Below are 26318 nucleotides of genomic sequence, written 5' to 3'. Positions count from 1 at the left end.
AACTCCCGAATCCGTTGGGTCCAAACGCTGACCCGCAACGAGCACACGAGGGGACGCGCAATGGTGGAGGTCTCGGGCAGCCGGGTCTTGATGGTCGAAGGCGACGCGGCACTGGCCGTCGCCAAGGCCCTGGCTTCGGACACGCGGCAGGCGATGCTGGGCCTGCTCACGCACCAGGTGCTGAACGTCTCGGAACTGGCGGGGGCGATGAACCTGCCGCATTCGACGGTGAGCTTCAACATCAACCAGCTGCAGGCCGTGGGCCTGGTGTCGGTCGAGGTGGAGCCCGGCACGCGCGGCCAGCAGAAGCTCTGCTCCAAGCGCTACGACGAGGTGCGCCTGCGCCTGCCCGGCGCGGCGATCGAGTCGCGGCCCAACGTCATCTCGATCAGCATGCCCATCGGCAGCTACCGCCACGTGGAGGCCAAGCCCACCTGCGGCCTGGTCAGCGAGAGCAAGATCATCGGCATGCTGGACGACTCGCGCTCGTTCTTCGAGCCGGAGCACGTCTACGCGCAGCTGCTGTGGTTCGGCGGCTCGGGCTATGTGGACTACGCCTTTCCGAACAACCTGCCCTACGGCGCGGTGCCCAGCCACCTCGAGCTCTCGATGGAGATCTGCTCCGAGGCGCCGCAGTTCAACGAGGACTTCCCGTCCGACATCACGCTCTGGATCAACGACCGGGAGATCGGCACCTGGACCAGCCCCGGCGACTACGGCGGCAAGCCCTCGCTGCTGATGCCGAGCTGGTGGCAGGTGGACCGCACCACGCACGGGCTGCTCAAGCAGTGGAGCGTGGGCGAGAAGGGCTCGATGATCGACGGCGTCGCCCTGGGCGCGGTGAAGATCGGCGACCTGGACCTGCCGCAGACCAACCACATCAAGGTGAGGCTGGGCATCAAGGAGGACGCCCGCAACCGCGGCGGCCTCAACCTGTTCGGCCGCAAGTTCGGCAACTACCCGCAGGACATCGTCATGCGGATCGCGTTCGACTTCCCGCGCGGGCACGGCCCCGACGCGGTCGCCGCGGACGCTTCCGCCTCGCCGAGACCGCGCGAGATGCGCTGAGCCGTCCAGGCGCCGAGCGCCTGCCGGCGCTCACGATCGCCGGCGAAGCTCAGGAAGCTCACGGAGCTCGTTAGTAACAAACATACTTGTTATTAACGATCGATCCGGTCTACCATCCGCGCCGATCCCACCCGGGGCGCGGCATGAGGCCGCGCCGATGCGGCGGGACAGGAGACTTCCCCATGCATCCAGACTCGGACGCGGACCTGCCGCGCCGCCGTTGGCTCGGTCTGGCCGCCGGCCTGGGACTCGCGGGCGCCGCGATGTCGACCGGCTGTGCCAGCGCCTCCACCGCCCGCCCCGCCGCCTCATCCTCCGCGTCGTCCGCCGTGAAAGCGGCCGCTGCTTCCGGGACCGCCATGTCGACCACCTTCACCAACCCCGTGCTGCCGGGCCGCGAGGCCGGCGATCCGTTCGTCGTCTTCCATGAGGGCTCGTACTACCTGACCGCCACCTTCGATCCAAACGGCGGCGTGTGGGTCTACCGCTCGGACCGCTTGAGCGACTGGCGCGAGGCCGAGCGCCAGAAGGTCTGGTCCGCCGACCCCAGCGGCCCGCGCAGCGCCATGATCTGGGCGCCGGAGCTCCACCACCTCAATGGCCGCTGGTACCTGTACTTCACCGCGTCCGATCAGGTCGACGCGAACCACCGGCACTACGTGCTCGAAGCCGATCACCCGATGGGCCCGTACCGCGACCTCGGGCGCGTGCACCTGGCGCATGAGCGTTATTCGATCGATGGCTCGGTGCTGCAACTCGCCGATGGCCGGCTGTTCTGGATGTACGCCGATTCGGGCCTGTGGATCGCGCCGATGGCCAGCCCGGCCAAGGCCATCGGTCCCGGCGTGCGCATCGTCCAAGGCGAGCACGACTGGGAACGCGGCTGGCACAAGGTCGACGGCCAGTGGCAGGTCCAGCCGAACGACTACTGGATCGAGGCGCCACAGCCGCTGCGGCACGGCGGGCGCGATTTCGTCGTGTATTCCGCGGGGCACACGGCCGCCGTGTACTACCTTGGACTGCTCGAGTTGACCGGCAAGGATCCGATGGGTCCGAAGAGCTGGACCAAACATCCGAAACCGGTCTTCGGTCCCTCTGACGGACCGACCGGCGTGGCGGGCGTCGACGGTGTGTTCGCACCGGGCCACAACAGCTTCACGAAGTCGCCGGACGGCACCGAGGACTGGCTGGTCTATCACGCCAAGGACAGCGACGGCAACGACGCCCATGGCCGCACGATGCGTATCCAGCGGTTCACCTGGACGGCGGACGGCAGGCCGGACTTCGGCCGTCCCATCCCGTCGGGAGTGCCGCAGCGCAAGCCTTCCGGCGAATCCTGAACGCGAGGACGACATGACGCATCGTTCGCCCCTCTCCGCCTGGACCACGGCCACGCCGAGGTCCGCCCTCCTCCGCGCGCTGGCAACCGGCGCATCCGCCCTGCTGATCGGCGTGCTGCTCGCCGCCTGCGCCAGTTGCGGCGGTGGCTCGTCGAGCGCCGGCACTGCGACGCCCGCCGCCCCGCCACCCACCACGGTGCCCCCGGTCAGCCGCACGGGCACGCTGCTCAACGGCGACGCGCCGGCGTTCTATCCCAGACTGATCCGGCTTCAGCATCAGACCGATGCCTCGCTGAACGGCGCGCTGCTCGCCAGCACGATCACCTTCGATGGCGATCGCGGGCAGGGCAAGCTGTTCCTCAGCAAGGACGATGGCGCGAGCTTTCAGCCCCAGGGCGCGGTGACCGACGCGGCTTGGCCGAAGGGCCTGTGCTGCGGCTCGGTCTTCGAGTTGCCGACGGCGGTCGGCATGCTGCCAGCGGGGACGTTGCTGTGGTCGGCGTCGGTCGGGCAGGACACGCCCGGCCAGCCGATGACACATCCGATCCACCGCAGCAACGATGGGGGCAAGACCTGGCACTTCCTGGTGAACTGCGGTGTCGGCAACAAGCCGCGCGGCGGCGAAGGCACGGGCATCTGGGAGCCGGAATTCCTTGTCGGACGCGATGGCGCGCTCGCCTGCCTGTATTCGGATGAGACCGACGGTACCGCCGCGGGCGCGTCGCAGACGCTCAAGCTGATGAGCACGACGGACGGCGCCACATGGACCGCCCCGCGCGTGATCGCGTCGGCGGTGAAGCCGTCCGACCGCCCCGGCATGGCGGTGACGAGCCGGCTCGGCGACGGCAGTTTCCTGTTGAGCTACGAGCACTGCAGCACCGCCGGGCTGGACTGCCGGGTGGCGCTGAAGCGTTCGGCGGACGGGCTGGATTGGGGCGACCCCGCCGTGCGCGGCGTGGAACCGAAGACGGCCGATGGCCGCTTCTTCCGGCATGCGCCGACGCACGTCTGGCTGCCGGGTCGGCAGCGGATCGCGCTGATCGGGCAGATCCTGTTCAACGCCGCCGGGCAGGTCGACACGGCCGGCAACGGCTCGACGATCTTCCTGAGCTCGACCGCCGACGGCAGCGGCACGTGGTCGACGATGGACGCCCCGGTGAAACCGGTGAATCCGCCGTCGCAGACGAACTGGTGTCAGAACTATTCGTCGCCGATGCTTCCGAGCGCGGACGGCTCGCGGCTGATCATGTTGGCGAGCGACTTCGAGACAGCCGCGAACGGACAGCAGGTCTGTCGCACGCGGTTCGGCAGCGGAGCGCTGCCGGCACCCTGAGCACGGCGCAGCCCTCAGATCGCGATGGCGTCGAGCACTGTGGCTGCCCGTGCAGTCGGCCACAGCGCGAGACCGCCCGCAAGGCTCCACGCCTGACCGTGCCCGAGCCGCCGCAGCGCCCGCGCCGCCTGCGCGCTGCGGTTGCCGCTGCGGCAGAAGAAGATCACCGGCGTCCCGTCCGGCAGCGCGCGCCAGCGCGGCAGCGCGTTGATCAGCGCCGACAGCGGCACCGCCTCGGGTGCGAGTTCCTCGGTGGGACTCATGCGCGCCTCGTAGGCCTCGCGGACATCGACCAGCACCGGCTTCGGTCCGAAGCCGTCGCCCAGCATCGACTGCAGGCCGACGACGTCGAGTTCGACGCGCTCCGTCGCCCGCGCGCAATCCACGCGCGCGCCGCAAGCCATGGTCTGGTACTCGGTGGGCGCGAGGTCGTGCTCCAGCACGCCCTTGCCGATCGCGAAGGCTTCGGCGCTCAGGCGGCCCTTCAGCACGCCGTCGAGCAGCGGCTGCGCGCCGCATTCCACGGCAAGCGTCGTCGCGAAGCGGTCGTCGTAGTCGTGGCCGGGCAGCAGCAGGCCGTGCAGGCCGACGTTGCGCTCCAACGTCTTCAGCGACGGACCGAAGGCGGCCGGCGCGCTCTGCTCGAAATCGCTGCGGCCCAGCGCGCCCGGCATCACCGTATCGCCGACGAAGGCCGTGATCAACTCGCCGCCCGCGTGCAGCAGGTAGGCGGTGGAGTCTTCCGTGTGGCCGGGAATCGCGAGCCGCGACAGGCGATGCGCGCCGAGCGCGATCACCTCGCTGCCCTTCGGCCAGCCCAGCGCGTCGACGCGATCGGCGAGTGCCTCTTCGGCGAGCAGGCTGGTCATCGCGTCCCGCAGCGGCTGCGCCGACGATGCATGGTCGCCATGGCTGTGCGTGTCCAGCACCGCGGCCAAGGTCAGCCCGCGACATCGCATCCACTGCGACAGCGTGCCGGTGAGTTCCGGCAGCGGATCGACCACCACGCAGCGGCGGCTAGGCACGTCGGCGACGATGTAGCAGCAGGCGCCGTCGACGGCGAAGCGCGTGAGCAGCTCCGGCGCCTGCGGGGTCTCGTTCGGCGCCGGCGTCTGGCAGGTCGCGCGCAGCGACTCGCCGCAGGCACGGAGGCGTCTGCAGGCTTCGTCGATGGTCGATTCGGCATCGGCCGCGCCGAAGGACAGCCGCACCGCGGAACCGGCCCGCCACGCCGGTAGGCCCATCGCCTGCAGCACGTAGCTCGGCGCCGCCTTCGCCGCGCCGCAGGCGGAACCGCCGCTGACGCGCAGCCCGGCGGCATCGAACAGGTCCAGGAGGAGCTTCGCGCTCAATCCCGGGACCGAGACGTTCAGCGTCGTCGGCAGGCTGATGTCGAAAGGCGCGTTGAACACGACACCGGGGAAGGCCTCGCGCAACGCGTCGGCCAGGCGCTGGCGACGATCCAGCAGTTGTCCGAGCGACGCGAACACGCCGCCGCCCTCGAGCGCCTCCAGCACCGCGCCCAGCGCAGCGATGCCGGCCATGTTCTCGGTGCCCGAGCGCTGCGCGCCTTCCTGCCCGCCGCCGGCCATCAGCGGCGTGAAGGGAGCGCCTTCGCGGACATAGAGCATGCCGACGCCCTTGGGCGCATAGAGTTTGTGGCCGGAGAACGGCGCGTAGTCGATGGCGCGTTCGCCGAGTTGCAACGGCAGCTTGCCGAGCGCCTGCACGCCGTCGACCAGCCAGAGCGCACCGGTGCCGCGCAGCGCGTCGGCGATGCCGTCGAGGTCGCTGATGACGCCGGTCTCGTTGTTGGCGGCCATCGTGCAGACCAGGCCGGCCGAGGCCGCATTCACGCGCAGCCAGGCCAAGTCATGGCGGCCGTCTAGGCCCACGGGGATCGCGACGACCTCGAGGTCCAGGCCCAGCAGCGTGTTCCAGTGCCGGAGCGCTTCCGGGACGGCCTTGTGTTCGGTGGCGCCGTAGAGCAGGCGAGACGGGATGGTCTGGCCGGTCTCGCGCCGCTGTCGCAGGGCGGTCAGTGCGGACAGCACGGCGGTCTGGATGCCCTCGGTCGCGCCGCTGGTGAAGACCAGCCGGCCGCCCGGAGCGCCGAGCACGCGCCGCGCGGTGGCACGGACCGCGTCGAGCCGGGCCCGGGCCTTGAGGCCGCTGCCGTGGATGCTGCTCGGGTTCCCGAACGCGTCCGCCATCACGGAGAGCGCGGCGTCGCGCGCCTGCGGCAGGACGGGGGTGGTGGCGTTGGCGTCGAGATAGATTTCCATGGTCGACGATTGTCAGAATTCACGCTTGGAATCCACGTGCAAAATCCATCTTTTCTAGGCCGATTTCGGCAATTGAATTCCAAGATTGGCTGATATGACGAAACTGGATTCCATCGACCGGAAGATTCTGGACATCCTGCAGCGGGATGCGTCGGTGCAGGTGAGTGAACTGGCGGCGGAGGTCGGGTTGTCGACGACGCCCTGCTGGCGGCGCGTGCAACGGCTCAAGGAGTCGGGCGTGATCACCCGCAACGTGATGCTGGTGGACCCGAAGAAGGTGAACGTCGGGGTGACGGTGTTCGTGTCGGTGCGGACGAACGTGCACTCGCAAGCGTGGTTCGACCAGTTCCGCGCGGCGATCGAGGCGATCCCGGAGGTGGTGGAGTTCTACCGGATGAGCGGCGACGTCGACTACCTGCTGCGCGTGGTCGTGCCGGACATCGCGGCCTACGACCAGGTCTACCGCCGGCTGATCGCGGGGACGCAGCTGTCGGACGTGAGTTCGAGCTTCGCGATGGAAGAACTGAAATTCACGACGGCGTTGCCGTTGTCGTATATCGCGTGAGGGCTCGCCCGCTCACCATCTCAACCAATGCCGCCCCGCGAGCGCGCCCAGCGCCGCCGACATGCCCATCCCGAGCACGTACCAGATCGCCACGAAGGGCGCGGCCATCTCGGGGCAGTGCAGCGAGTAGACACACGCCCCCACCGCGCCCGCCAGCCAGCCAGCCGCCGCGCCGGTCAGCACGGGCCGCGTCGGCGCCAGGCCGCGCAGTGCCCACAGCAAACCGATGCCGATCGGCAGCGCCGTCGCCGTCACGTTGAAGACGCAGACCCGCCACGTCGTGCCCAGCACCAGCGGGATCCGCGCGCCGGGCTCGGCCATCCAGAGCACCACGGCCGCCCAGATCCACAGCAGCGACACCGGCAGCCAGACCCCCAGCCACCAGCCATTCATCCGCGCGCCGGGATGGCCGAGCCGGAACACCACGACCAGGCCGGTCGCGGCCACCGCCAGCGGCATCGCCACCTTCTGCCAGAACGCGGGCATGGCCATCACCTCGGCCAGGTCGGCACGGATGCCGAAGGCGCCCTGCACCCAGGCCAGCGCCAGCGCGACGCCGACCAGCAGCGCGACGGCGAAGCGCCGCTCGCCCGTGCGCGTCGGCACCGGGCCGGCGTCCTGCGCCAGCAGTCCGATCAGGTCGTCGGTCTTCATGTCATTTCCTTCCACAGTCGCGCCAGCGCCTTCAATCCCCGGTGCACGCCGACCTTCACCGCCGACTCGCTCAACCCGGTGAGCTGGGCGGTCTCCTGGACCGACAGCCCTTCGACCTTGGTGTGCAGGATCGGCAGGCGCTGGTTCGCCGGCAATTGATCCAGCAGCCGGCTCAGGTCGCGGCGCGAGTCGCCGGCCTCGTGGTCGGCGGTGGCGAAAACCGCCAGATCGTCGTCGAGCGGCTCGTTCAGCGCCTCATGCCGCTCGCGGCGGCGCCAGAGGTCCACCAGCTTGTATCGCGCGACCGCGTGCACCCAGGCCGTCAACGGTTCGCCGCGACGGTAGGTCTGGCGTTGCGCGTGCACGGCCATCAGCGTCTCCTGCACCAGATCCTCGACCTCGTCGGGCAGTTGCTGCAGCCGCCGCCGGAAATACCCGCGCAACAAGGCCCCCAGGCGCTGGAGGAAGCGGTGGTAAGCCGCCGCGTCCCCCTCCAGCCCGGCCACAAAAAGGTCGTGCAGCTCATGCTCTGTCGCGATCACGGGATCTATTCGCGTCATGGGGCCGGAAGGTTACAGGGGGGCGCAAAAAAGATCGGGAACTTTTTTTGGGTGGCGCTGTAACCCGCAGCGCAAATGGCACGAACTAGCTACCGGATGCGACGGACAAATCGGCGCGTTCATCACGCAAACCAACTTCCCCACGCACAAACAAGGAGTGCCCCATGAAGTCGACCACCCTGAGCCTCGCCCTCGTCACCCTGACCGCCCTGTCCGCCTCCGCGATGGCGCAGGACGCCAAGCCCGCCGCCGAGAAGGAGCGCTGCTACGGCGTCGCCATGGCCGGCAAGAACGACTGCGCCGCCGGCCCCGGCACCACCTGCGCCGGCACCGCCAAGATGGACTACCAGGCCAACGCCTGGAAGTATGTCCCGACGGGCACCTGCACGACGATCAAGACGCCGAAGGGCATGGGCTCGCTGGCCCCGGTCAAGTCCTGACCCTGCCACCGGCCGTTTCATCACCATGACGCACATGCTGGGCGCCGGCCTGGGCTTCAAGCCCGAGTTCGCGGAAGACGCGCTGACCACGCGCGATCCCGGACTCTGGTTCGAGGTCCATCCTGAGAACTATCTCGTCGCGGGCGGGCCGCGCCTGGCGCTGCTGGAAGCCTTGCGGTCGACACATCCGTTGTCGCTGCACGGGGTGTCGATGTCGCTGGGCGGCGTGGCGCCGCCAGATCCCGATCATCTGCGGCGATTCGCCGCATTGGCGGACCGGTTGCAGCCGGCGCTGGTGTCGGAGCATCTGGCATGGAGCCGCTTCGGCGGCGCGTACGCGCCGGATCTGCTGCCGGTGCCGCGCACGACCGAAGCCTTGCGTCATGTCGCCGCGAATCTCTCCCGCATGCAGGACGCGCTGCAGCGGCGCGTCGCCATCGAGAACCCCACGCATTACCTGACCCTCGCCCACGACTGGGGTGAGGTCGATTTCCTGCATGAACTGGTCCGCCGCTCCGGCTGCGGGCTGCTCGTCGACGTGAACAACGTGTTCGTGTCCGCAAGCAATCTCGGCATAGCCGCCGCGGCTTGGATCGATGCGATCGACGGCGATGCGGTGATGGAGATCCACGTCGCCGGTCATCGCGCCGACGCCGACGCCACGACCGGGCTGTTGATCGACAGCCACGATGAGGCGGTCGCCGCGCCGGTCTGGGCACTGATGGAACGATTGACCGCGCGCATCGGTCCCAGACCGACCCTGGTCGAACGCGACGGCAACCTGCCGCCCTTCGCCGAATTGATCGCCGAGCGACGTCACGCGCAGACGGTGCTCGACATCAAGCACCGTGCACGGCAGGAGGTGCCCGCATGACGCACGTCGAGGCGCCCCCCGAGTCGCTGGCCAGCTTCCAGGCGACCTTCTGGCGTGCCCTATGGGGCGAGCCAGACGTCGGCCTCCCTGGCCTCGGTGCGTCGGCACAACCCGGCTTCGCCGTCTATCGCAACACCGTGCTGAAGGGCTGCGCGGATGCGCTGCTCTCGCTGTATCCGGCCGTGCACCGGCTCACCGGCGACGCGTGGATGCGGGCCGTCGCGCTCGATGCCGTGCGTGCCGATCCGCCGTCGGGCGGTGATCTCCAGCACTATGGAGAGCGGTTCCCGGCGTTCCTCGATGAGGCCCTCGTCGGCAGCGATCTCCCCTGGCTCGGCGAAGTCGCACGATTGGATCGACTCTGGAGCGAGAGCCATGTCGCTGCCGACGCGTCGGTACTCGACATCGCGACGATCGCCGGACTCGATCCCGAACGGGTGGCGGTCTCACGACTGGTTCCGCATCCCGCCGCGCGGTGGCGCTGGTGCGCCGGCTGGCCGGCGTTCAGTCTCTGGGATGCCGCCCGCTCGCAGGCCGCCGACCCGAATCCGCCGCATTGGCAGGGCCAGGGCGCGCTGTTGACCCGTCCTTCGGGTGCGGTCATCGCGCTCGAGCTCGACGCCGCCGAGTGCGCGCTGCTCGATGCCTGCGCCGACGGCACATCGCTCGGCGCCGCGCTCGATGCAGTCCAGGCCCGTTTTCCCTCCTTCGACCCCGGCGCCTCGCTGGGACGTCTGCTCAATCAAGGCGCCTTCACCGGTGTCATGGAGATCCCGTCATGAACACGATCACTTCCACCTCCCGCACCGGGCACGACACCGCCTGGTCACTGGCCGCGATCCGTACGCGCCTGGAGCGCCTCATCTCGCACGACCTCATCGCGCTGGCCTGCCGGTTCAGCATCGCGGGCGTCTTCTGGCTGTCCGGCCGCACCAAGGTCGAGGGCTGGTTCACGCTGACCGACACCACTTTCCTGCTGTTCCGCCAGGACTACGCGCTGCCGCTGATCCCGCCGGAGTGGGCGGCCTACCTGGCCACGTCCGCCGAGCACATCCTGCCCATCCTGCTCGTGCTGGGCCTGTTCACGCGGGTCGCGGCGCTCGGCGTGCTGGGGATGACGGCGGTGATCCAGACCTTCGTCTATCCGTCGGGCTGGCCGACGCATCTGAGCTGGGCGGCACCGATGCTGTATCTCGTGGGGCGCGGCCCCGGCCGGTGGTCGCTGGACCATGTATTCGGCTGGGGTGTTCAAGCGCGCCCTTGAAACGTCAAGACCGGTCCATATAATCTCCCTGCTAGCACTCGCGATGGTCGAGTGCTAACAAGCCCCGCGGCTCTGGCCGGGGGGCTTACTTCTTGTGATGGGCTGGCCGGTGCGATGAGCGCACGGCGGGCCCTTGAAGCAAGTCTGCATTAGTCAAGGAGATCTGATGAAACTGCGTCCTCTGCACGATCGCGTGATCGTTAAGCGCCTGGAAAACGAAACCAAGACGGCCTCCGGCATCGTCATCCCCGACAACGCCGCCGAGAAGCCCGACCAGGGTGAAGTGCTGGCCGTCGGCCCGGGCAAGCGCAACGACAAGGGTGAATTCATCGCCCTGAACGTCGCCGTCGGCGACCGCGTCCTGTTCGGCAAGTACAGCGGCCAGACCGTCAAGGTCGACGGCGATGAACTCCTCGTCATGCGCGAAGAGGATCTGTTCGCCGTCATCGCCAAGTAATCGGCGACCGCGACAGACTTTCATCCAGATAAAGATTTCGGAGAGATACACATGGCAGCAAAAGACGTTGTCTTCGGCGGCGAGGCCCGTGCCCGCATGGTCGAAGGCGTGAACATCCTGGCCAACGCGGTCAAGGTCACGCTGGGCCCCAAGGGCCGTAACGTGGTGCTGGAGCGCTCGTTCGGCGCCCCCACCGTCACGAAGGACGGTGTCTCGGTCGCCAAGGAGATCGAGCTCAAGGACAAGCTGCAGAACATGGGCGCCCAGATGGTCAAGGAAGTCGCTTCCAAGACCTCGGACAACGCCGGTGACGGCACCACGACCGCCACGGTCCTGGCCCAGGCCATCGTCCGCGAAGGCATGAAGTACGTGGCCGCCGGCATGAACCCGATGGACCTGAAGCGCGGCATCGACAAGGCGGTCACCGCCCTGGTGACGCAGCTGAAGGCGGCCTCCAAGGCCACCACGACCTCCAAGGAGATCGCCCAGGTCGGCACCATCTCCGCCAACTCCGACGCAGACGTCGGCGAGATCATCGCCAAGGCGATGGACAAGGTCGGCAAGGAAGGCGTGATCACCGTCGAAGACGGCAAGAGCCTGGACAACGAGCTCGACATCGTCGAAGGCATGCAGTTCGACCGCGGCTACCTGTCGCCGTACTTCATCAACAACCCGGAAAAGCAGTCGGCGATCCTGGACAACCCGTTCGTCCTGCTCTACGACAAGAAGATCTCGAACATCCGCGATCTGCTGCCGACCCTGGAAGCCGTCGCGAAGTCGGGCCGTCCGCTGCTGATCATTGCCGAAGAAGTCGACGGCGAAGCGCTGGCGACCCTGGTCGTCAACACGATCCGCGGCATCCTGAAGGTCGTCGCCGTGAAGGCCCCGGGCTTCGGCGACCGCCGCAAGGCGATGCTGGAAGACCTGGCCATCCTGACCGGCGGCAAGGTCATCGCCGAGGAAGTCGGCATGTCGCTCGAGAAGGTCACGCTGGCTGACCTGGGTCAGGCCAAGCGCGTCGAAGTGGGCAAGGAAAACACCACCGTCATCGACGGCAACGGCTCCAACGACGACATCCAGGCGCGCGTCAAGCAGATCCGCGTCCAGATCGAGGAAGCCACCAGCGACTACGACCGCGAGAAGCTGCAAGAGCGCGTGGCCAAGCTGGCCGGCGGCGTCGCCGTCATCAAGGTCGGTGCCGCCACCGAAGTCGAGATGAAGGAAAAGAAGGCCCGTGTCGAAGACGCGCTGCACGCCACCCGTGCCGCCGTTGAAGAAGGCATCGTGGCTGGCGGCGGCGTCGCGCTGCTGCGCGCCCGTCAGGCCGCTGGCGTCATCAAGGGCGACAACGCCGACCAGGACGCCGGCATCAAGCTGATCCTGAAGGCCATCGAAGCCCCGCTGCGCGAGATCGTCTACAACGCCGGCGAAGAGTCGTCGGTCGTCGTCAACACCGTGCTGGCCGGTTCCGGCAACCACGGCTACAACGCGGCCAACGGCACCTACGGCGACATGATCGAGATGGGCATCCTGGATCCGACCAAGGTGACCCGCACCGCGCTGCAGAACGCCGCGTCCGTGGCCTCGCTGATGCTGACGACCGAGTGCATGGTCGCCGAAGCGCCGAAGGACGAGTCCGCCGGCCCGGCCATGCCCGGCGGCATGGGCGGCATGGGCATGGACATGTGATGTCCACCTGAGCAGGTCGCGCGGTGGTCTCACCGCGCCTCACGCTCGGGACCCACGCTCTCGAAAGGGGTCGCTTCGGCGACCCCTTTTTTCGTTCGCACGGCGCGGGCTTGTTGCGCCTGGATACGAAGTAGGCTCGGCTTTTGCTGATGCCCGGTGCGGCATTCACCCAGAATCGATCGTCCCCGCCGGCCACGAGGCGCGGCGGCCATCAGGCTTTCCCCAGGTCGCACGTCCCCGTGCCCCAGGGGATGTCACCTGAATGAGGGGCGACCATAATGCGGCTGACAACTTGTCACAAATGATGGTCCAAGCGTCTTCGCCTTCCCTGCAGTCCCTGCTCGACGACATGCTCGCGCATGTGCCCGCGTTGGCGCATGCGGTCTACAACGGCCTGCAGGACGAGCTCAAGAGCCGCCTCGAACACCATCGCCTGCTGGCCGGATGGTCCAAGCGGCGCGCGAGCTTCGCATCCGACTTCGAAGGCTCGCTCAACCTGCTGTTGAAGGTCGCCCGCGACGGCGGCGATCCGTTGCAGCGCGAGCGCCCGGCCCAGCGCGGCGGCGACCTGTCCTTCAGCCTCGTCGACGAGAGCCAGGCGCTGAAGGACGTCGCGATCGCGCATGTGATCACCGCGATCGAGGACCAGTCCCGGGCCGAGCTGCACCAGTTGAGCAACTTCTTCGCCGCGCTGCGCGGCATCGCCCGGCCGCTGAAGAACGACAACCCGTTGCGGGCCGCGCTGTTCGCGCAGGCGCTGGCGCGCGCCATCGAAGGCGTGGACCTCGACGCCGACGGCCGCTACGCGTTGATGCGCCTGGCCGCGCAACCGCTGGCCGTCCGCCTGCAGCCGATCTACACCCTGCTCTGCCAGAGCTTGAGACAGGCGCAACTGAGCGGCATGCTGACCAGCCACGGATCGGCGATCAAGGAATCGGAGCTGCGCCTGCGCCAGTTCAAGACCTTGACCGACACGCCGACGCAGAACGCGACGCTGGACCAGGTCGCGATGAAGCTGGACCTGATGAACACGCGGGCCGCCGAGCTCGGCGCGACCCGCGCCGCGGCATCTCCTTCGACTGCCGGCACCCTGGCGCCACCGCCGCCCAAGCTGGGGCCGGGCATCGGCGCACCGGGCACCGACCTGCTCTCGCGCCTGTACGACCAGATCCTGGCCGACGACAGCCTGCAGCCGCCGCTCAAGGTGCTGATGGGACGCCTGCAGGTCGCGATCGTGCGACTGTCCAAGGCCGATCCCACGCTGCTGCGCCGCCAGGACCATCCGACCTGGCAGCTGCTGAACCGGCTGGCCGCGCATGGTGCGGGCTTCCAACGCAGCGACGACGCGGAACTGAAGGCTTTCCTGCAGTTCCTGGAACGCGTGATCCAGCCGCTGCTGGACAGCGCCCATCCGTCCGCCCTGCAGTTCCAGCAGGCCTTGACCGAGGTCGACTCCCACATCCGCGCCCAGGCCGAAGCCCGCGGCCAGCGCAGCGCCGTGGCGCTCGAGCGCCTGGACCGCGAGCAGCGCCGCCAGGAATGGCAGCGGATGCTGCGCGACCAGCTGCAGCACCAGCTCGACGACGCCCAGGCTGGCAAGCTGATGCGGCGTTTCCTGCTCGGCCCCTGGGTCGAGGTCATCGCGCAGGCGATGGTCCAGCACGGCCGCGACGCGTCGGAACCGCAGACCTACATCGAACTCGTGGACGCGCTGCTGCACAGCGTGGCGCCGCAACCGGACGAGGCTGCCCGCCAGCGCCTGCGCGGCCAGTTGCCGGACCTCGTCCGCGCGCTGGACCGGGGCATGGACTCGATCGCGCTGCCGGCGATGCAGCGGCAGACCTTCCTTGACGAACTGATGCGCCAGCACGGCCGCGTGCTGCGTGGACAACCGGCCGTCGAGGAAGCCGCTCCGGCCGCGCCGTCGCCACGACGCCCGGCGCAGACGTCCGAGGAACTGCTGCAGCAGCTGCTCGACGAACGCGAGTCGCAACTCCCCTCGCGCTGGGCTTACGAACGTGTCGACCGCGGCCAGTTGCCGACGGTGCCGGTGGCGCTCTACAGCGAGGCGCATTCGCCCCACGCCCACGCGGCGTTGCAGGACTGGATCGCCGGCGTGCACATCGGCGGCTGGTACCACCTCTTCCACCAGAGCGAGTGGATCACCGCGCAGATCGCGTGGATCAGCGACAGCCGCCAGATGTTCCTGTTCATCGGCCAGGTGGCGGAGGAGCGCCACTCGGTCACCCGCGGCGCGCTGGAGCAGCTGGTCGCCAACGGCCTGATCACGCAGCTGGAAGACGAGCCGCTGCTGCAGCGCGCGATCGGCACGCTGATGCTGGACCTGGACCGCGCCCCGCCCAACGGCAACGATCACTGACCGGACACCGCCGGGGCCTGCTCGCGGGCCCGGTTCGGGTCACAATGCGCCCGCCTCGCGCCATCGCCGCGAGGGTGTCCCGCAGCCCGATGTCCGCCGTGTCCCGAGATCCCCGCGCCCTTCCCCGCCTTCATCGCTCCTGCCGCGTCCGCAGCCTGCTGCGTCTGAGCGGCCAGTGCCGGCTGGCGCTGGCGGTCGTCCTGGCCGCGCTCACCGCGCCGGCCGCACTCCTCGCCCAGACGGTCCCGCCCAATCCGCCGCCCGGTCCGGTGGCGACGCCCTCGGCCGATCAGGCCCAGCGGCCCAAGCTCGGTCTGGTGCTGTCGGGCGGCGGCGCGCGCGGTCTGGCGCACGTCGGAATCCTGAAGGTGCTTGAGCGCGAACGCATCCCCGTCGACATCGTCACCGGCACCTCGATGGGCGCGATCATCGGCGGCCTCTACGCCAGCGGCATGTCGGCCGACGACCTGGACCGCGAGCTGTCGAGGATCGCGTGGGACCGGCTGTTCGCGAGCCGCGTCGACCGCCAGGACCTCTCGCAACGCCGCAAGGAGGAGGACTTCGAGTTCTCCGCGACGATCGAGTTCGGCCTGCGCGACGGCGAGGTGCGAGTCCCCACCGGCACGCTCTCCAGCCGCGGGCTCGAGGCGTTGCTGCGCCGGCTGACGCTGCCGGTGCGCGACGTCCACCAGTTCGACAAACTACCGACGCCCTTCCGCGCCGTCGCCACCGACATGGAGAACGGGCACGAGCGCATCCTGGCCGAAGGCGATCTCGCGCTGGCGCTGCGCTCCAGCATGAGCGTGCCCGGCGTGTTCGCGCCGGTCGAATGGGAGGACCGCATCCTCGGCGACGGCGGGCTGGTCAACAACCTGCCGATCGACGTCGCGCGCGAGATGGGCGCGACGCGCCTGATCGCGGTGAACGTCGGCACGCCGGTGGGCGGGCGCGACACGCTGAACTCGCTGCTCGGGCTGACCGCGCAGATGATCAACATCCTCACCGAGCAGAACGTGCAGCGCTCGATCGCCAGCATGTCCGCCGGCGAGGACCTGCTGATCACGCCGCAGCTGGGCAAGCTGAGCTCGGGTGATTTCGACAAGGTGCGCGACCTGATCCGCGCCGGCGAGGAAGCCGCCGAGGCGATGCTGCCGCAGCTGCGCGCCTACGCCGTCGATGAGCGCACCTACACGGACTGGCAGATCGCGCGCATCGGCACCAAGGCGCCGGGCGTGTTCATCGCCGCGGTGAAGCTGGAAGGCTCCGACAACACCAACCCGGAGCGCTTCCGCAGCCAGCTCGAATCCAAGCCGGGCCAGCCCTTCAACAACGAGACGGCGGAGCGCGACATGCGCTTCCTGTCCTCCAGCGGCGACTACAACCGCGTCGACTACCACGTCGAGCAGCGCCCCGAGGGCGAGACGCTGGTCTTCAACATGGAAGACAAGCCCTGGGGGCCGAACTACTTCCGCGTGGGAATGGATCTGTCGACCGACTCCAGCGGCGACAGCTTCTTCAACCTGCGGCTGAGCCACAACCGTCACTGGCTGACCGACAAGGGCACCGAGTGGCGCAACCAGATCACGATCGGCGAGACGCCGCGGCTCTACACCGAGCTCTACCACCCGCTGGGCCTGAAGCTGGGCGTGGCCGACGACTGGTTCGTCAGCGCCTGGGGCGAGGCCAACCAGCGCAAGCAGATCGTCTATGACGACAACGACCCGGACAACGCCAGCATCGGCCAGGCGCGGCTGGTGCGGCGCGACGCCTCGGTGGGCCTGGACCTGGGTCAGCCGTGGGGGCGCTGGGGCGAGGTGCGCCTGGGCGTCATCAGCCAGATCCGCCATGCGAAGCCGGACCTGATCACGCTGCTCACGCCGGAGATGGGCAAGCTGCGCTGGACCAGCTACGAACGCGGCTTCCGGCTCCGGACCGTCGTCGACCAGCTGGACTATGCGAACTTCCCGCAGCACGGCTACCGCTTCACCGTCGAGGCGCAAGGCGGCCGGCAGGACAACCGCAACCTCAACAGCGGCCGCTTCCTGCGGCTGAACACGGACGGGAACGTGGTGCGCAGCTTCGGCGGGCACACGGTCAGCCTGTACGCGCGCGCCGTGGCGTCGCAGCAGCCGGACGACACGGGGCTGGGCGGCTACACGCTGGGCGGCTTCCACCAGCTGTCGGGCTACAACCCGAACCAGCTCAGCGGCAACTCGCTGCTGTTCACGCGGGCGACCTACTACCGGCGCCTGAACGACCAGCCCTTCCTGTCGCGCGGGTTCTTCATCGGCGGCACGCTGGAGGCAGGCAACACCTGGCTCTCGCACCGCGACATCAGCGTCAAGGACATGCGCTACGCCAGCAGCATCTTCCTGGGCTCGGACACGGGGCTGGGGCCGCTGTACGTGGGCATCGGCTACGCGCCGCGCGGCGGCACCGCGTTCTACGTGTTCATCGGCCGGCCCTGAGCGGCATCGCCGGCCCCGGGCCGGCGGCGCGAGGGGTCAGGCCTTGCCGGCCTCGCCGGTGTCGGCATCGTCCGATGCCGCGTCGTCTTCCGAACCCTCTTCCGAACCCTCTTCGGGGGCCTCGTCGTCTTCCTCGTCCTCGCTGTACGCCTCGCGCGGCTCGGCGTGCGCCCAGTCGTAGATCACCTCGGCGACGTCCTCCAGGCCTTGCTTGCTCAGCGCGGAGAACAGCGTGACGCCGATGTCGGAATCCTCTGTCGCCAGCACGCCCAGGTCCTTCTGGACCTGCGCCAGGATGGCGGCGCCTTCCTTGCGGTTGAGCTTGTCGGCCTTGGTCAGCACGACCAGCAGGCTGACCTCGCCGGCGGTGACGCGGTCGGACACGTATTCGAGCAGCTGCTTGTCGAGGTCGGTCAATCCCAGGCGGGAGTCGACCATCAGCACGACGCCCGACAGCTCCGCGCGCTGGCCGAGGTAGTCGGCCATCACGCGCTGCCAGCGCAGCTTGGCGTCGCGGGCCACCGCGGCGTAGCCGTAGCCGGGCAGGTCGGCGAACAGCGCGTCGGGCGCGTCGCGCGGGCCCACCGCGAACAGGTTGATGTGCTGCGTGCGGCCCGGCGTCTTCGACGCGAAGGCCAGGCGCTTCTGCTGCGCCAGCGTGTTGACCGCCGTCGACTTGCCGGCGTTGGAACGGCCGACGAAGGCGATCTCCGGCAGGCCGCGCGGTGCCAGGTCTTGCGCGCGCGCCTCGCCCTCGCCGGCTTCCCCGCCGATCGCTTCGGATGCCGAGCCGTCTTCTGAGTCGGCTTCCGGCGCGCCGGCGTCGGTGTCTTCGTCAAGCAACTCCTCGTCGAACCCGGCGGCCTCCGCCTCGGCCAGCGCCGCCTCCTCACGCGCCCGCGCCTCACCCGGCAGCACGCCGTCGACCGGCAGGTGCTTGAGCTGGCTCGCGGTGGTCAGGAAACGCGCGGTGTGTGTCCAGGCCAGCGCGCGCTTGCCCGGGGTCATGGGCTCGGTGCTGGCGCTTTTCTTCGGCGGCGGGGGCAGGCCTTGCGCCTTCGCCTTTTCAGCGGTCTTCGCGCGGGCCTTGGCGGCCGCGCGCATACCCGTTTTACCGGGGCCCTGCTTCTTCTTTGACGCTCCAGCGCGTCCCGCGCCACGGCCTGCGGGTTTCCCTGGGGCCGCCGGGGCGGGTTTCTTGTTGGAATCGGTCATCGGGCTGCGCGGGCTCTAAAGAGGTGCATTGTAAGATCCCGCGGTTGCGCTCACCCTACCCTCAACATTCATGAAGACTGCCGCTTTCTTGTTGTCGAGCATGGTTTTGATGTCCGGCGCCGCCATCGCCAATGAACCCGCTGCGGCGGCCAAGCCCGATCTGACCAAGGGTCAGGCCATCAGTTCGCAAGTCTGTGCCGCCTGCCACACGGCCGACGGCACCCGTGGCAGTCCTGCCAATCCCATCATCGCCGGCCAGCACGCCGACTACCTCGCCAAGCAATTGCACGAGTTCAAGTCGGGCAAGCGCAAGAACGCGGTGATGTCGGGCATGGCCGCGCCGCTGACGGACGACGACATCCGCAACGTGTCCGCGTTCTACGCGAGCAAGGGCGCCAAGCCCGGCTTCGCGAAGAACAAGGAGCTGATCACCCTGGGCGAAAAGATCTACCGGGGCGGGATCGCGGACAAGCAGGTGCCCGCCTGCGCCGGCTGCCACAGCCCGAACGGCGCCGGCATCCCGGCGCAGTACCCGCGCCTGGGCGGCCAGCACAGCGACTACACCGAGGCCCAGCTGACGGCGTTCCGCGCCGGCGGCCGGCCGAACAGCCCGCAGATGCTGGCCATCGCCGCCAAGATGAGCGACCGCGAGATCAAGGCGGTCTCGGACTACATCGCCGGCCTGCGCTGAGCGATCGCCCGCGGGGCGCACCTTTCGGGGAAGGTTCCGACGAACGAGGCCGGTGATCCGATCACCGGCCTTCGCTTTTGCCGGCCCTCGCCCGATTCGTCACCCGGGGCAACGAGAATGCCGGCCATGACCGAGAAGTCCCCCGAGAGTTCCCCCAGGCTGACAGCCCAGGCGGTTGCGCGCGTCGCGCTCGACGACGCCATGGAGCTGGTGGCGTCGATGCGCTTCGCCATCGCGCTGCTGACGGTGCTGTGCATCGCCTCCGTGATCGGCACCGTCGTGCAGCAGCGCCAGCCGATGCCCAACTACGTCAACCAGTTCGGACCGTTCTGGTCGGAGCTGTTCGGCAAGTTCGACCTCTACACCGTCTACAGCGCCTGGTGGTTCCTGCTGATGCTGGGTTTCCTGGTCGTGTCGACCAGCCTGTGCATCGCGCGCCATACGCCCAAGATCCTGCGCGACCTGAAGACCTACAAGGAGACGATGCGCGAGCAGTCGATCCAGGCCTTCAAGCACAAGGCGCTGGGTTACCTGCACATGAATCCGGAGGCCGCGCTCGGCCAGATCAACGCGTGGCTCAGCGCCGAGGGCTGGAAGGCCCGCGCGCAGGTGCGCAACGGCGGCGTCATGATCGGCGCGCGCAAGGGCTCGGCGCACAAGATCGGCTATCTGGCGGCCCATTCGGCCATCGTGCTGATCTGCCTGGGCGGGCTGTTCGACGGCGACCTGGTCGTGCGCGTGATGATGTGGGCGCAGGGCAAGCAGATCTACCAGGGCGACGACCTCACCAAGGTCACCGACATCAACCGCCTGACGCCGGCCAATCCGAGCTTCCGCGGCAACCTGTACGTGCCCGAGGGCAGCCGCTCGTCGACCGCGCTGATCTCGATGCCCAGCGGCGTCGTGGTGCAGGACCTGCCCTTCGACGTGGAGCTGAAGAAATTCATCGTCGAGTACTACGCGACCGGCATGCCCAAGCTGTTCGCGAGCGACGTGATCCTGCACGACCGCCGCGACGGGTCGTCGACGAAGGCGACCGTGAAGGTCAACGAGCCGGTGACCTACCGCGGCGTGACGCTCTACCAGAGCAGCTTCGAGGACGGCGGTTCCTCGCTGAAGCTGAAGCTGCGCGCGCTGCAGGCGGCGCATGACACGCCGCTGGAAGGCAAGGTCAACGGCACGACGACGCTGACGGCGGACGGTGAGAAGTACGGGCTCGAGTTCACCGGGCTGCGCGTCATCAACGTCGAGAACTTCGCCGACGACGGCAAGGACAAGAACGGCACCGACGTGCGCAAGGTCGACCTGGTCGGCCGGCTGGAGCAGCATCTGGGCTCGGGCGCCAACCTCGAGGGCAAGAAGACGCTGCGCAACGTCGGCCCGTCGTTCAGCTACAAGCTGCGCGACGCCAGCGGCCAGGCGCGCGAGTACAGCAACTACATGCTGCCGCTGGAACTGGACGGGCACCGCGTGATCCTGCTCGGCGTGCGCGACACGCTGTCGGACAGCTTCCGCTACCTGCGCATCCCGGTGGACGGCAAGGACGGCATCGAGGGCTGGCTGGCGCTGCGGCGCGGGCTGGCGGATCCCGCACAGCGGCTGCAGGCGGCCCGGAGTTACGCATTGGGCGCGAGCCCGCCGGACAAGCCGGCGATGCAGGCGCAATTGGAAGCGACCGCGCTGCGGACGCTGACGCTGTTCGCCGGTGCCGAGGGCCTGAAGGCCGACGCGCCCGCGCAAGGCGCGGCCGTGGGTGGCCTGCCGGCGCTGTCGCAGTTCATCGAGCGCGAAGTGCCCGAGGCCGAGCGCGCCCGCGTGTCCGAGGTGCTGCTGCGCATCCTCAACGGCAGCCTCTTCGAGCTGCACAAGCAGGCCGAGGAACAGCTCGGTCATCCGGCGCCCCAGCCGGGCGAGGCGACGCAGGCCTTCATGACGCAGTCGGTGATGTCGCTGTCGGACGCGATGTTCTATCCGGCACCGGTCATCATCCAGCTGGACGACTTCCAGCAGGTGCAGGCCAGCGTGTTCCAGGTGACGCGCGCGCCGGGGCAGACGCTGGTCTACCTCGGAGCGGTATTGCTGATCGTCGGCGTGTTTGCGATGCTCTACATCAAGGAACGCCGGCTGTGGCTGTGGCTGGAAGCCGCGCCGGGCCGGTCCGAACAGACCCGCGTCCGCATGGCGCTGTCCAGCAACCGCGATACCCCCGACCTGCCCGTCGAATTCGAATCGCTCAAGCAGCGCCTGCTGCATGAGGAGGCCTGACATGAACACCACCACCGCGGACTCGTCCCACCTGCCGTCGCAGCTGCCCTCGCAACTGCCGGGTTCCGGCGAGGCCACGCCCACACGCTCGCTGGTGATCGGCAAGCGCGGCTACTTCCAGGAACGCAACCTGTTCGACTGGATCTTCGCGGCGCTGGTGCTGATCGGCGCCGGCTTCGCATTCAGCCGTTACCACGCGTCGATGGATGTCTATGAGAAGGGCATCCTGGCTGGCGCCACGCCCGCGCTGATCGCGCTGGGCTGGTTCTGGCGGCCGCTGCGCCTGCTGTGCCTGATCGTGGGCGCGGCGAGCCTCTTCGCCATCCAGCTCTACCTGCGCCAGACCGACGGCTTTGGCGCCGACCTGGCGGCGGGCGAGAAGGTCTTCTTCCTGAAGTACATGCTGTCCAGCCAGAGCGCGATCCTGTGGATGAGCGTGCTGGTGTGGATGAGCACGCTGTTCTACTGGCTGGGCTTCCTGCAGAAGTCCGGCCACAGCGCGGCCGAGGCGATCGGCACGCGGCTGGCCTGGGGCGCCGTGGGCATGGCGCTGATCGGCACGATGGTGCGCTGGTTCGAGAGCCACCAGATCGCGCCCGACATCGGCCACATCCCGGTCAGCAACCTGTACGAGGTCTTCGTCCTCTTCACCTGGCTGACGACGCTGATGTACCTGTACTACGAGCAGCGTTTCGCGACGCGGGCGCTGGGCGCCTACGTGATGCTGGTGGTGAGCGCGGCGGTCGGTTTCCTGCTCTGGTACACGATGGCGCGTGAAGCGCACGAGATCCAGCCGCTGGTGCCTGCGCTGCAGAGCTGGTGGATGAAGATCCACGTGCCGGCGAACTTCATCGGTTACGGCAGCTTCGCGATGGCCGCGATGGTGGCCCTGGCGACGCTGCTGAAGACGGCGACGCCGCGCGCGCTGGTGATCGGCTTGATCGGCGTGCCGGTGGGCCTGGTGCTGGTGCTGGTGGGCTTCCGCTTCGGCGCGAACGTCTCGCCGGAGATCGCGACGGGCCTGAACGGCTGGGCCGGCAAGATGGCTGGCGTGGCGGTGTTCCTGGCGGCCAGCGTCGCGCTGCGCGGCCCGCTGACGGCGCGTCTGCCGGCGCTGACGGTGCTGGACGACCTGACCTACAAGTCGATCGCGCTGGGCTTCGCCTTCTTCACGATCGCAACCATCCTGGGCGCGTTCTGGGCGGCGGAAGCCTGGGGCGGCTACTGGAGCTGGGACCCGAAGGAAACCTGGGCGCTGATCGTCTGGCTGAACTACGCGGCCTGGCTGCACATGCGGCTGATCAAGGGCCTGCGCGGCGTGGTCGGCGCGTGGTGGGCGCTGATCGGGCTGCTGGTCACGACCTTCGCGTTCCTCGGGGTGAACATGTTCCTGTCGGGGCTGCACTCATACGGGACGCTGTAAGGACTTCGTCCCATGACAGGGCGGTGCCGGGTGCGAATCCGGCACCGCCCTGTTTCATTTGAAATGGCGCGCTCCTGAGCGGATGCCCCGAACCAGGGGGCCTTAAGCACGCCCTCATGAAAACCTTCAAGCAAACGCGTAAGGTTCGAACCTTCCTTCCCCGAGGTCCGCCATGCATTTCCACAAGCCCCGCGACGGCCAGCGCATCCCGTCCTCCGAGATCACCTCCCGCGAGGTCTACGACAGCCGCCGCGACTGGTTGAAGTCGGCCGGCGCGCTCGGGCTGACCGGCCTGGGCCTGAGCAGCCTGTCCGGCACGGTGAACGCGCAGACGGCCGGCCCGGGCAAGCTGGCGAAGCTGCCCGGCGTGAAGAGCACCGTGCCGGGCGCGACGGTGATGGAAAAGCTGACGGCCTACAAGGACGTCACCTCGTACAACAACTTCTACGAGTTCGGCACCGACAAGTCCGACCCCGCAGAGAACGCGCACACGCTCAAGCCGCGGCCCTGGTCGGTCGTCATCGAGGGCGAATGCGCCAAGCCGGGCCGCTTCGGCCTGGACGACCTGCTGAAGATCGCGCCGATGGAAGAGCGCGTCTATCGCCTGCGCTGCGTCGAGGGCTGGTCGATGGTGATTCCCTGGGTGGGCTACTCGCTGGCGGAACTGCTGAAGAAGGCCGAGCCGACCGGCAAGGCGAAGTACGTCGAATTCACGACGCTGGCCGACAAGGCGCAGATGCCGGGCGTGCGCTCGGGCGTCCTGGACTGGCCCTATGTCGAAGGCCTGCGCCTGGACGAGGCCATGAACCCGCTGACGCTGATGGCCTTCGGCCTGTACGGCGAGGTGCTGCCGAACCAGAACGGCGCGCCGCTGCGTCTGGTGGTGCCCTGGAAGTACGGCTTCAAGTCGGCCAAGTCGATCGTGAAGATCCGCTTCGTCGAGAAGCAGCCGGTGAGCAGCTGGACCAAGGCGGCGCAGCAGGAGTACGGATTCTTCTCCAACGTGAATCCGCAGGTCGATCACCCGCGCTGGAGCCAGGCCACCGAGCGTCGCATCGGCGAGGACGGCCTCTTCGCCAAGCGCCGCCCGACGCTGATGTTCAACGGCTACGAGGCGCAGGTCGGCCAGCTGTACGCCGGCATGGACCTGAAGAAGAACTTCTGACGCCGCCAGGGACCCGCCATGAGTGCTTCGCCCGCCGCGCCGTCCCGGTCGCAGCCAGCCCCGTCCGCGCCTCGGCGCACGCCTGCAAGGCGCCATCCGCTGCTGCATCCGGCGGCGAAGGTCGTGCTGTTCCTGCTGTGCCTGCTGCCGCTGGGCTGGTATGTCTTCGGCGCGGTCGCGCAGCCGGATCTGCTCGGCGCCAATCCGGCGGAGACGCTGATCCGCGGCCTCGGCGACTGGACCTTGCGCTTCCTCTGGATCACGCTGGCGGTGACGCCGGTGCGGACCTGGACGAACCAGCCCGCGCTGGCGCGCTTCCGGCGGATGCTGGGGCTGTTCACGTTCTTCTACGCGAGCCTGCACCTGCTGGCCTACGGCTGGCTCGACAAGAGCCTGGACCTGACCGACATCCTGCGCGACATCGCCAAGCGGCCGTTCATCCTGATGGGCTTCGTCGCGTGGCTGCTGCTGGTGCCGCTGGCGGCCACCTCGTTCAACCGCGCGATCAAGGCGCTGGGCGCGGCGCGCTGGCAGATGCTGCACAAGCTGGTCTACGCGATCTCGATCATCGGCCTGATGCACTTCATCTGGATGCGCGCGGGGAAGAACAACTTCGCCGAGCCGATCGTCTACGGGACGATCCTGGCGGTGCTGCTGGGATGGCGGGTGTGGAAGCGCGTGAGATCCGTGAAGCGCTGAACTGATCGAACGGCAGCCCGTGCATCGGCGCCGCTATGCTCCGCGCCCATGCTGAGCCTCCACCCTGTCTCCGAACGCGACCTCGCTGACCTGCGCCGCTTTGAATTCGACAACCGCGCGTTCTTCGAAGCCCACATCAATGCGCGGCCCACGTCTTACTACGCCGATGGCGGCATCGAGTCCGCCATCGCGACCGCGCGCCGCGAGGCCGACGCGGACACGGGGCATCAGTTCCTCATCCGCGGCGTCGCGGGCGCCTTGGTCGGACGCATCAACCTGAGCCAGATCAAGCGCAAGCACTACCACTCGTGCGAGCTGGGCTACCGCATTGCGGAGACCGAAAACGGCAAGGGCTATGCGAAGGAGGCGGTGCGCCTCGTTCTCGAGAAGGCGTTCGGCGAGCTGGGATTGATCCGCATCGAGGCCAAGGCCCGCGCGGGGAACACCGGCTCGATCAAGGTCCTGCAGCGCAATGGCTTCACCGAGTTCGGCCGCTCGACACGGAGCTTCCAGCTCGACGGTGAGTGGGAGGACATGGCGTATTTCGAGTGCCGCGCGCCGGGGCGCTGAGCGTCACTCGTCTGCAGTCGATACTGACTCCGGTTCCATCGCCTCATCGCGCCTCATGACCGACCACGACGAGTCCGACACTCCCAGAGAAGTCCCCGCGGACGCGCCCGAGTTGACGCCTGCCCTCGCGGCAAGACTCACAGGCTACGCTTGGCACCGCAACCTCGTCGGCGAGGCCGGCGCGCACGTCCATCGACTGCATCGGGCCGATGCGCCAGCGCTGTACCTCAAGCACGGCGATGGCGATGCGGCGATCGCCATCACCGACGAGTTCGCCCGCCTGCAGTGGTTCACCGGACGCTGGTCTGTGCCTCGCGTCGAGCATTTCGAATGGTCGGACGGCTCGGCCTGGCTGCTCACGCACGCACTCCCCGGTCGCACGGCCTACGAATGGCTGGAAGACGATCCGGCTCGTGCCGCAGCGATCGTGACGTCCCTCGGGCGATTCCTTCGCGACCTGCACAACCTGCCGGTCGACAGCTGCCCGTTCAATGCGAATCACAGACTGCAACTCGACCTCGCCCGAAAGCGTCTCGACGCCGGCCTCATCGATGCCGACGACTTCGACGACGCGCGCCAAGGCTGGACGCCGCAGCAGGTATGGGACGCGCTCATCGCGATGCTGCCGCTGGCCGAGGACCCCGTGGTGAGCCACGGCGACTTCTCGCTCGACAACATCCTCATGAACGAGGACGGCGACATCGTCGGCGTGATCGACCTCGGCCGTGCAGGCATCGCGGATCGCTACCGCGACCTCGCGATCCTGGCGAACTGCCTCGATGAGTTCGGGCCCACGCTGCGCGGCACGCTGTTCAGCGCGTACGGCATCACCGACCCCGATCCTCGCAAGCTCGACTTCCACTTGCTGCTCGACGAGTGCTTCTGAGGCCGCGCTCCCGCGGCCTCATGCGCT

The 26318-nt window shown here is 68.5% G+C and carries 23 protein-coding genes; 19 read left to right on the top strand and 4 right to left on the bottom strand.

Annotated elements, in window-relative coordinates:
* Nucleotides 1–60: 60 nt before the first annotated feature.
* The 3 genes from AC07OZ_RS14115 (at nucleotide 61) to AC07OZ_RS14105 (ending at nucleotide 3741) form a co-directional block, all read left to right on the top strand.
* Nucleotides 61–1068 carry an ArsR/SmtB family transcription factor gene (locus AC07OZ_RS14115; protein ID WP_495467723.1) on the top strand — a complete coding sequence of 336 codons (1008 nt, stop codon included), beginning with the start codon at nucleotides 61–63 and terminating at the stop codon, nucleotides 1066–1068.
* A gap of 182 nt (nucleotides 1069–1250) precedes the next feature.
* The gene (locus AC07OZ_RS14110; protein WP_495467722.1) at nucleotides 1251–2408 is read left to right on the top strand and encodes a glycoside hydrolase family 43 protein; all 1158 of its coding nucleotides are present in this window, start codon (nucleotides 1251–1253) and stop codon (nucleotides 2406–2408) included.
* Between the two features lie 13 nt (nucleotides 2409–2421).
* Nucleotides 2422–3741 (top strand): sialidase family protein, encoded by a 1320-nt coding sequence (locus tag AC07OZ_RS14105; protein ID WP_495467721.1) that lies wholly within the window; start codon nucleotides 2422–2424, stop codon nucleotides 3739–3741.
* A 14-nt stretch (nucleotides 3742–3755) separates the two neighbouring features.
* Here AC07OZ_RS14105 and AC07OZ_RS14100 read toward each other — a convergent pair whose 3' ends face one another.
* On the bottom strand, nucleotides 3756–6026 hold the full coding sequence (locus AC07OZ_RS14100; protein ID WP_495467720.1) for an aminotransferase class V-fold PLP-dependent enzyme: 2271 nt from the start codon (nucleotides 6024–6026) through the stop codon (nucleotides 3756–3758).
* Nucleotides 6027–6129: 103 nt separating this feature from the next.
* On the opposite strand from AC07OZ_RS14100, the gene AC07OZ_RS14095 reads away from it, so the two are divergent.
* Nucleotides 6130–6591, top strand: coding sequence for an Lrp/AsnC family transcriptional regulator (locus tag AC07OZ_RS14095; protein WP_495467984.1), 462 nt, complete (start codon nucleotides 6130–6132; stop codon nucleotides 6589–6591).
* 12 nt (nucleotides 6592–6603) lie between these two features.
* On the opposite strand, the gene AC07OZ_RS14090 is transcribed toward AC07OZ_RS14095, so the two are convergent.
* Both AC07OZ_RS14090 and AC07OZ_RS14085 read right to left on the bottom strand, forming a co-directional pair.
* On the bottom strand, nucleotides 6604–7245 hold the full coding sequence (locus AC07OZ_RS14090; RefSeq protein ID WP_495467719.1) for an NrsF family protein: 642 nt from the start codon (nucleotides 7243–7245) through the stop codon (nucleotides 6604–6606).
* Nucleotides 7242–7787 carry a sigma-70 family RNA polymerase sigma factor gene (locus AC07OZ_RS14085; protein ID WP_495467718.1) on the bottom strand — a complete coding sequence of 182 codons (546 nt, stop codon included), beginning with the start codon at nucleotides 7785–7787 and terminating at the stop codon, nucleotides 7242–7244. Before AC07OZ_RS14085 ends, AC07OZ_RS14090 begins: the two co-directional genes overlap by 4 nt.
* A 182-nt stretch (nucleotides 7788–7969) precedes the next feature.
* On the opposite strand from AC07OZ_RS14085, the gene AC07OZ_RS14080 reads away from it, so the two are divergent.
* The 8 genes from AC07OZ_RS14080 (at nucleotide 7970) to AC07OZ_RS14045 (ending at nucleotide 17377) form a co-directional block, all read left to right on the top strand.
* On the top strand, nucleotides 7970–8245 hold the full coding sequence (locus AC07OZ_RS14080; protein WP_495467717.1) for a BufA1 family periplasmic bufferin-type metallophore: 276 nt from the start codon (nucleotides 7970–7972) through the stop codon (nucleotides 8243–8245).
* Between the two features lie 25 nt (nucleotides 8246–8270).
* Nucleotides 8271–9119 (top strand): MNIO family bufferin maturase, encoded by an 849-nt coding sequence (gene bufB, locus AC07OZ_RS14075; protein WP_495467716.1) that lies wholly within the window; start codon nucleotides 8271–8273, stop codon nucleotides 9117–9119.
* Nucleotides 9116–9901, top strand: coding sequence for an HvfC/BufC N-terminal domain-containing protein (locus AC07OZ_RS14070; protein WP_495467715.1), 786 nt, complete (start codon nucleotides 9116–9118; stop codon nucleotides 9899–9901). Before bufB ends, AC07OZ_RS14070 begins: the two co-directional genes overlap by 4 nt.
* Nucleotides 9898–10383 (top strand): DoxX family protein, encoded by a 486-nt coding sequence (locus AC07OZ_RS14065; RefSeq protein WP_495467714.1) that lies wholly within the window; start codon nucleotides 9898–9900, stop codon nucleotides 10381–10383. Before AC07OZ_RS14070 ends, AC07OZ_RS14065 begins: the two co-directional genes overlap by 4 nt.
* 166 nt (nucleotides 10384–10549) lie before the next feature.
* Nucleotides 10550–10840, top strand: a complete 291-nt coding sequence (gene groES / locus AC07OZ_RS14060; RefSeq protein WP_297524612.1) for a co-chaperone GroES — start codon at nucleotides 10550–10552, stop codon at nucleotides 10838–10840.
* 51 nt (nucleotides 10841–10891) lie between these two features.
* Nucleotides 10892–12529 carry a chaperonin GroEL gene (groL, locus tag AC07OZ_RS14055; protein WP_495467713.1) on the top strand — a complete coding sequence of 546 codons (1638 nt, stop codon included), beginning with the start codon at nucleotides 10892–10894 and terminating at the stop codon, nucleotides 12527–12529.
* Between the two features lie 262 nt (nucleotides 12530–12791).
* Nucleotides 12792–14909, top strand: a complete 2118-nt coding sequence (locus AC07OZ_RS14050; RefSeq protein ID WP_495467712.1) for a DUF1631 family protein — start codon at nucleotides 12792–12794, stop codon at nucleotides 14907–14909.
* Nucleotides 14910–15007: 98 nt separating this feature from the next.
* A complete protein-coding gene (locus tag AC07OZ_RS14045; protein WP_495467711.1) occupies nucleotides 15008–17377 on the top strand; it encodes a patatin-like phospholipase family protein in 2370 nt (789 codons plus the stop codon).
* A 36-nt stretch (nucleotides 17378–17413) separates the two neighbouring features.
* Here the strand turns inward: AC07OZ_RS14045 and yihA are convergent, their stop codons facing one another.
* Nucleotides 17414–18220 carry a ribosome biogenesis GTP-binding protein YihA/YsxC gene (gene yihA / locus AC07OZ_RS14040; protein WP_495467983.1) on the bottom strand — a complete coding sequence of 269 codons (807 nt, stop codon included), beginning with the start codon at nucleotides 18218–18220 and terminating at the stop codon, nucleotides 17414–17416.
* Nucleotides 18221–18692: 472 nt separating this feature from the next.
* Between yihA and AC07OZ_RS14035 the strand changes: the two genes are divergently transcribed.
* The 7 genes from AC07OZ_RS14035 to AC07OZ_RS14005 all read left to right on the top strand — a co-directional run bounded on the left by AC07OZ_RS14035 (nucleotide 18693) and on the right by AC07OZ_RS14005 (nucleotide 26291).
* The gene (locus tag AC07OZ_RS14035; RefSeq protein ID WP_495467710.1) at nucleotides 18693–19283 is read left to right on the top strand and encodes a c-type cytochrome; all 591 of its coding nucleotides are present in this window, start codon (nucleotides 18693–18695) and stop codon (nucleotides 19281–19283) included.
* A gap of 126 nt (nucleotides 19284–19409) precedes the next feature.
* Nucleotides 19410–21548 carry a cytochrome c biogenesis protein ResB gene (locus AC07OZ_RS14030; RefSeq protein WP_495467709.1) on the top strand — a complete coding sequence of 713 codons (2139 nt, stop codon included), beginning with the start codon at nucleotides 19410–19412 and terminating at the stop codon, nucleotides 21546–21548.
* A gap of 1 nt (nucleotide 21549) precedes the next feature.
* Complete coding sequence (gene ccsB / locus AC07OZ_RS14025) at nucleotides 21550–22971, top strand: c-type cytochrome biogenesis protein CcsB (protein ID WP_495467708.1); 1422 nt, start codon at nucleotides 21550–21552, stop codon at nucleotides 22969–22971.
* Nucleotides 22972–23143: 172 nt separating this feature from the next.
* Nucleotides 23144–24136: a protein-methionine-sulfoxide reductase catalytic subunit MsrP gene (gene msrP / locus AC07OZ_RS14020; RefSeq protein ID WP_495467707.1), complete on the top strand. Its 993-nt coding sequence runs from the start codon at nucleotides 23144–23146 to the stop codon at nucleotides 24134–24136.
* 18 nt (nucleotides 24137–24154) lie between these two features.
* On the top strand, nucleotides 24155–24835 hold the full coding sequence (gene msrQ / locus AC07OZ_RS14015) for a protein-methionine-sulfoxide reductase heme-binding subunit MsrQ (RefSeq protein WP_495467706.1): 681 nt from the start codon (nucleotides 24155–24157) through the stop codon (nucleotides 24833–24835).
* Between the two features lie 48 nt (nucleotides 24836–24883).
* Nucleotides 24884–25405 carry a GNAT family N-acetyltransferase gene (locus AC07OZ_RS14010; RefSeq protein ID WP_495467705.1) on the top strand — a complete coding sequence of 174 codons (522 nt, stop codon included), beginning with the start codon at nucleotides 24884–24886 and terminating at the stop codon, nucleotides 25403–25405.
* A 55-nt stretch (nucleotides 25406–25460) separates the two neighbouring features.
* The gene (locus tag AC07OZ_RS14005; protein ID WP_495467704.1) at nucleotides 25461–26291 is read left to right on the top strand and encodes an APH(3') family aminoglycoside O-phosphotransferase; all 831 of its coding nucleotides are present in this window, start codon (nucleotides 25461–25463) and stop codon (nucleotides 26289–26291) included.
* The last annotated feature ends 27 nt before the right edge of the window (nucleotides 26292–26318 follow it).

This window comes from Roseateles sp. GW821-FHT09G03 (genome assembly GCF_059416045.1).
This window is presented reverse-complemented; position numbering and strand designations above follow the sequence as displayed.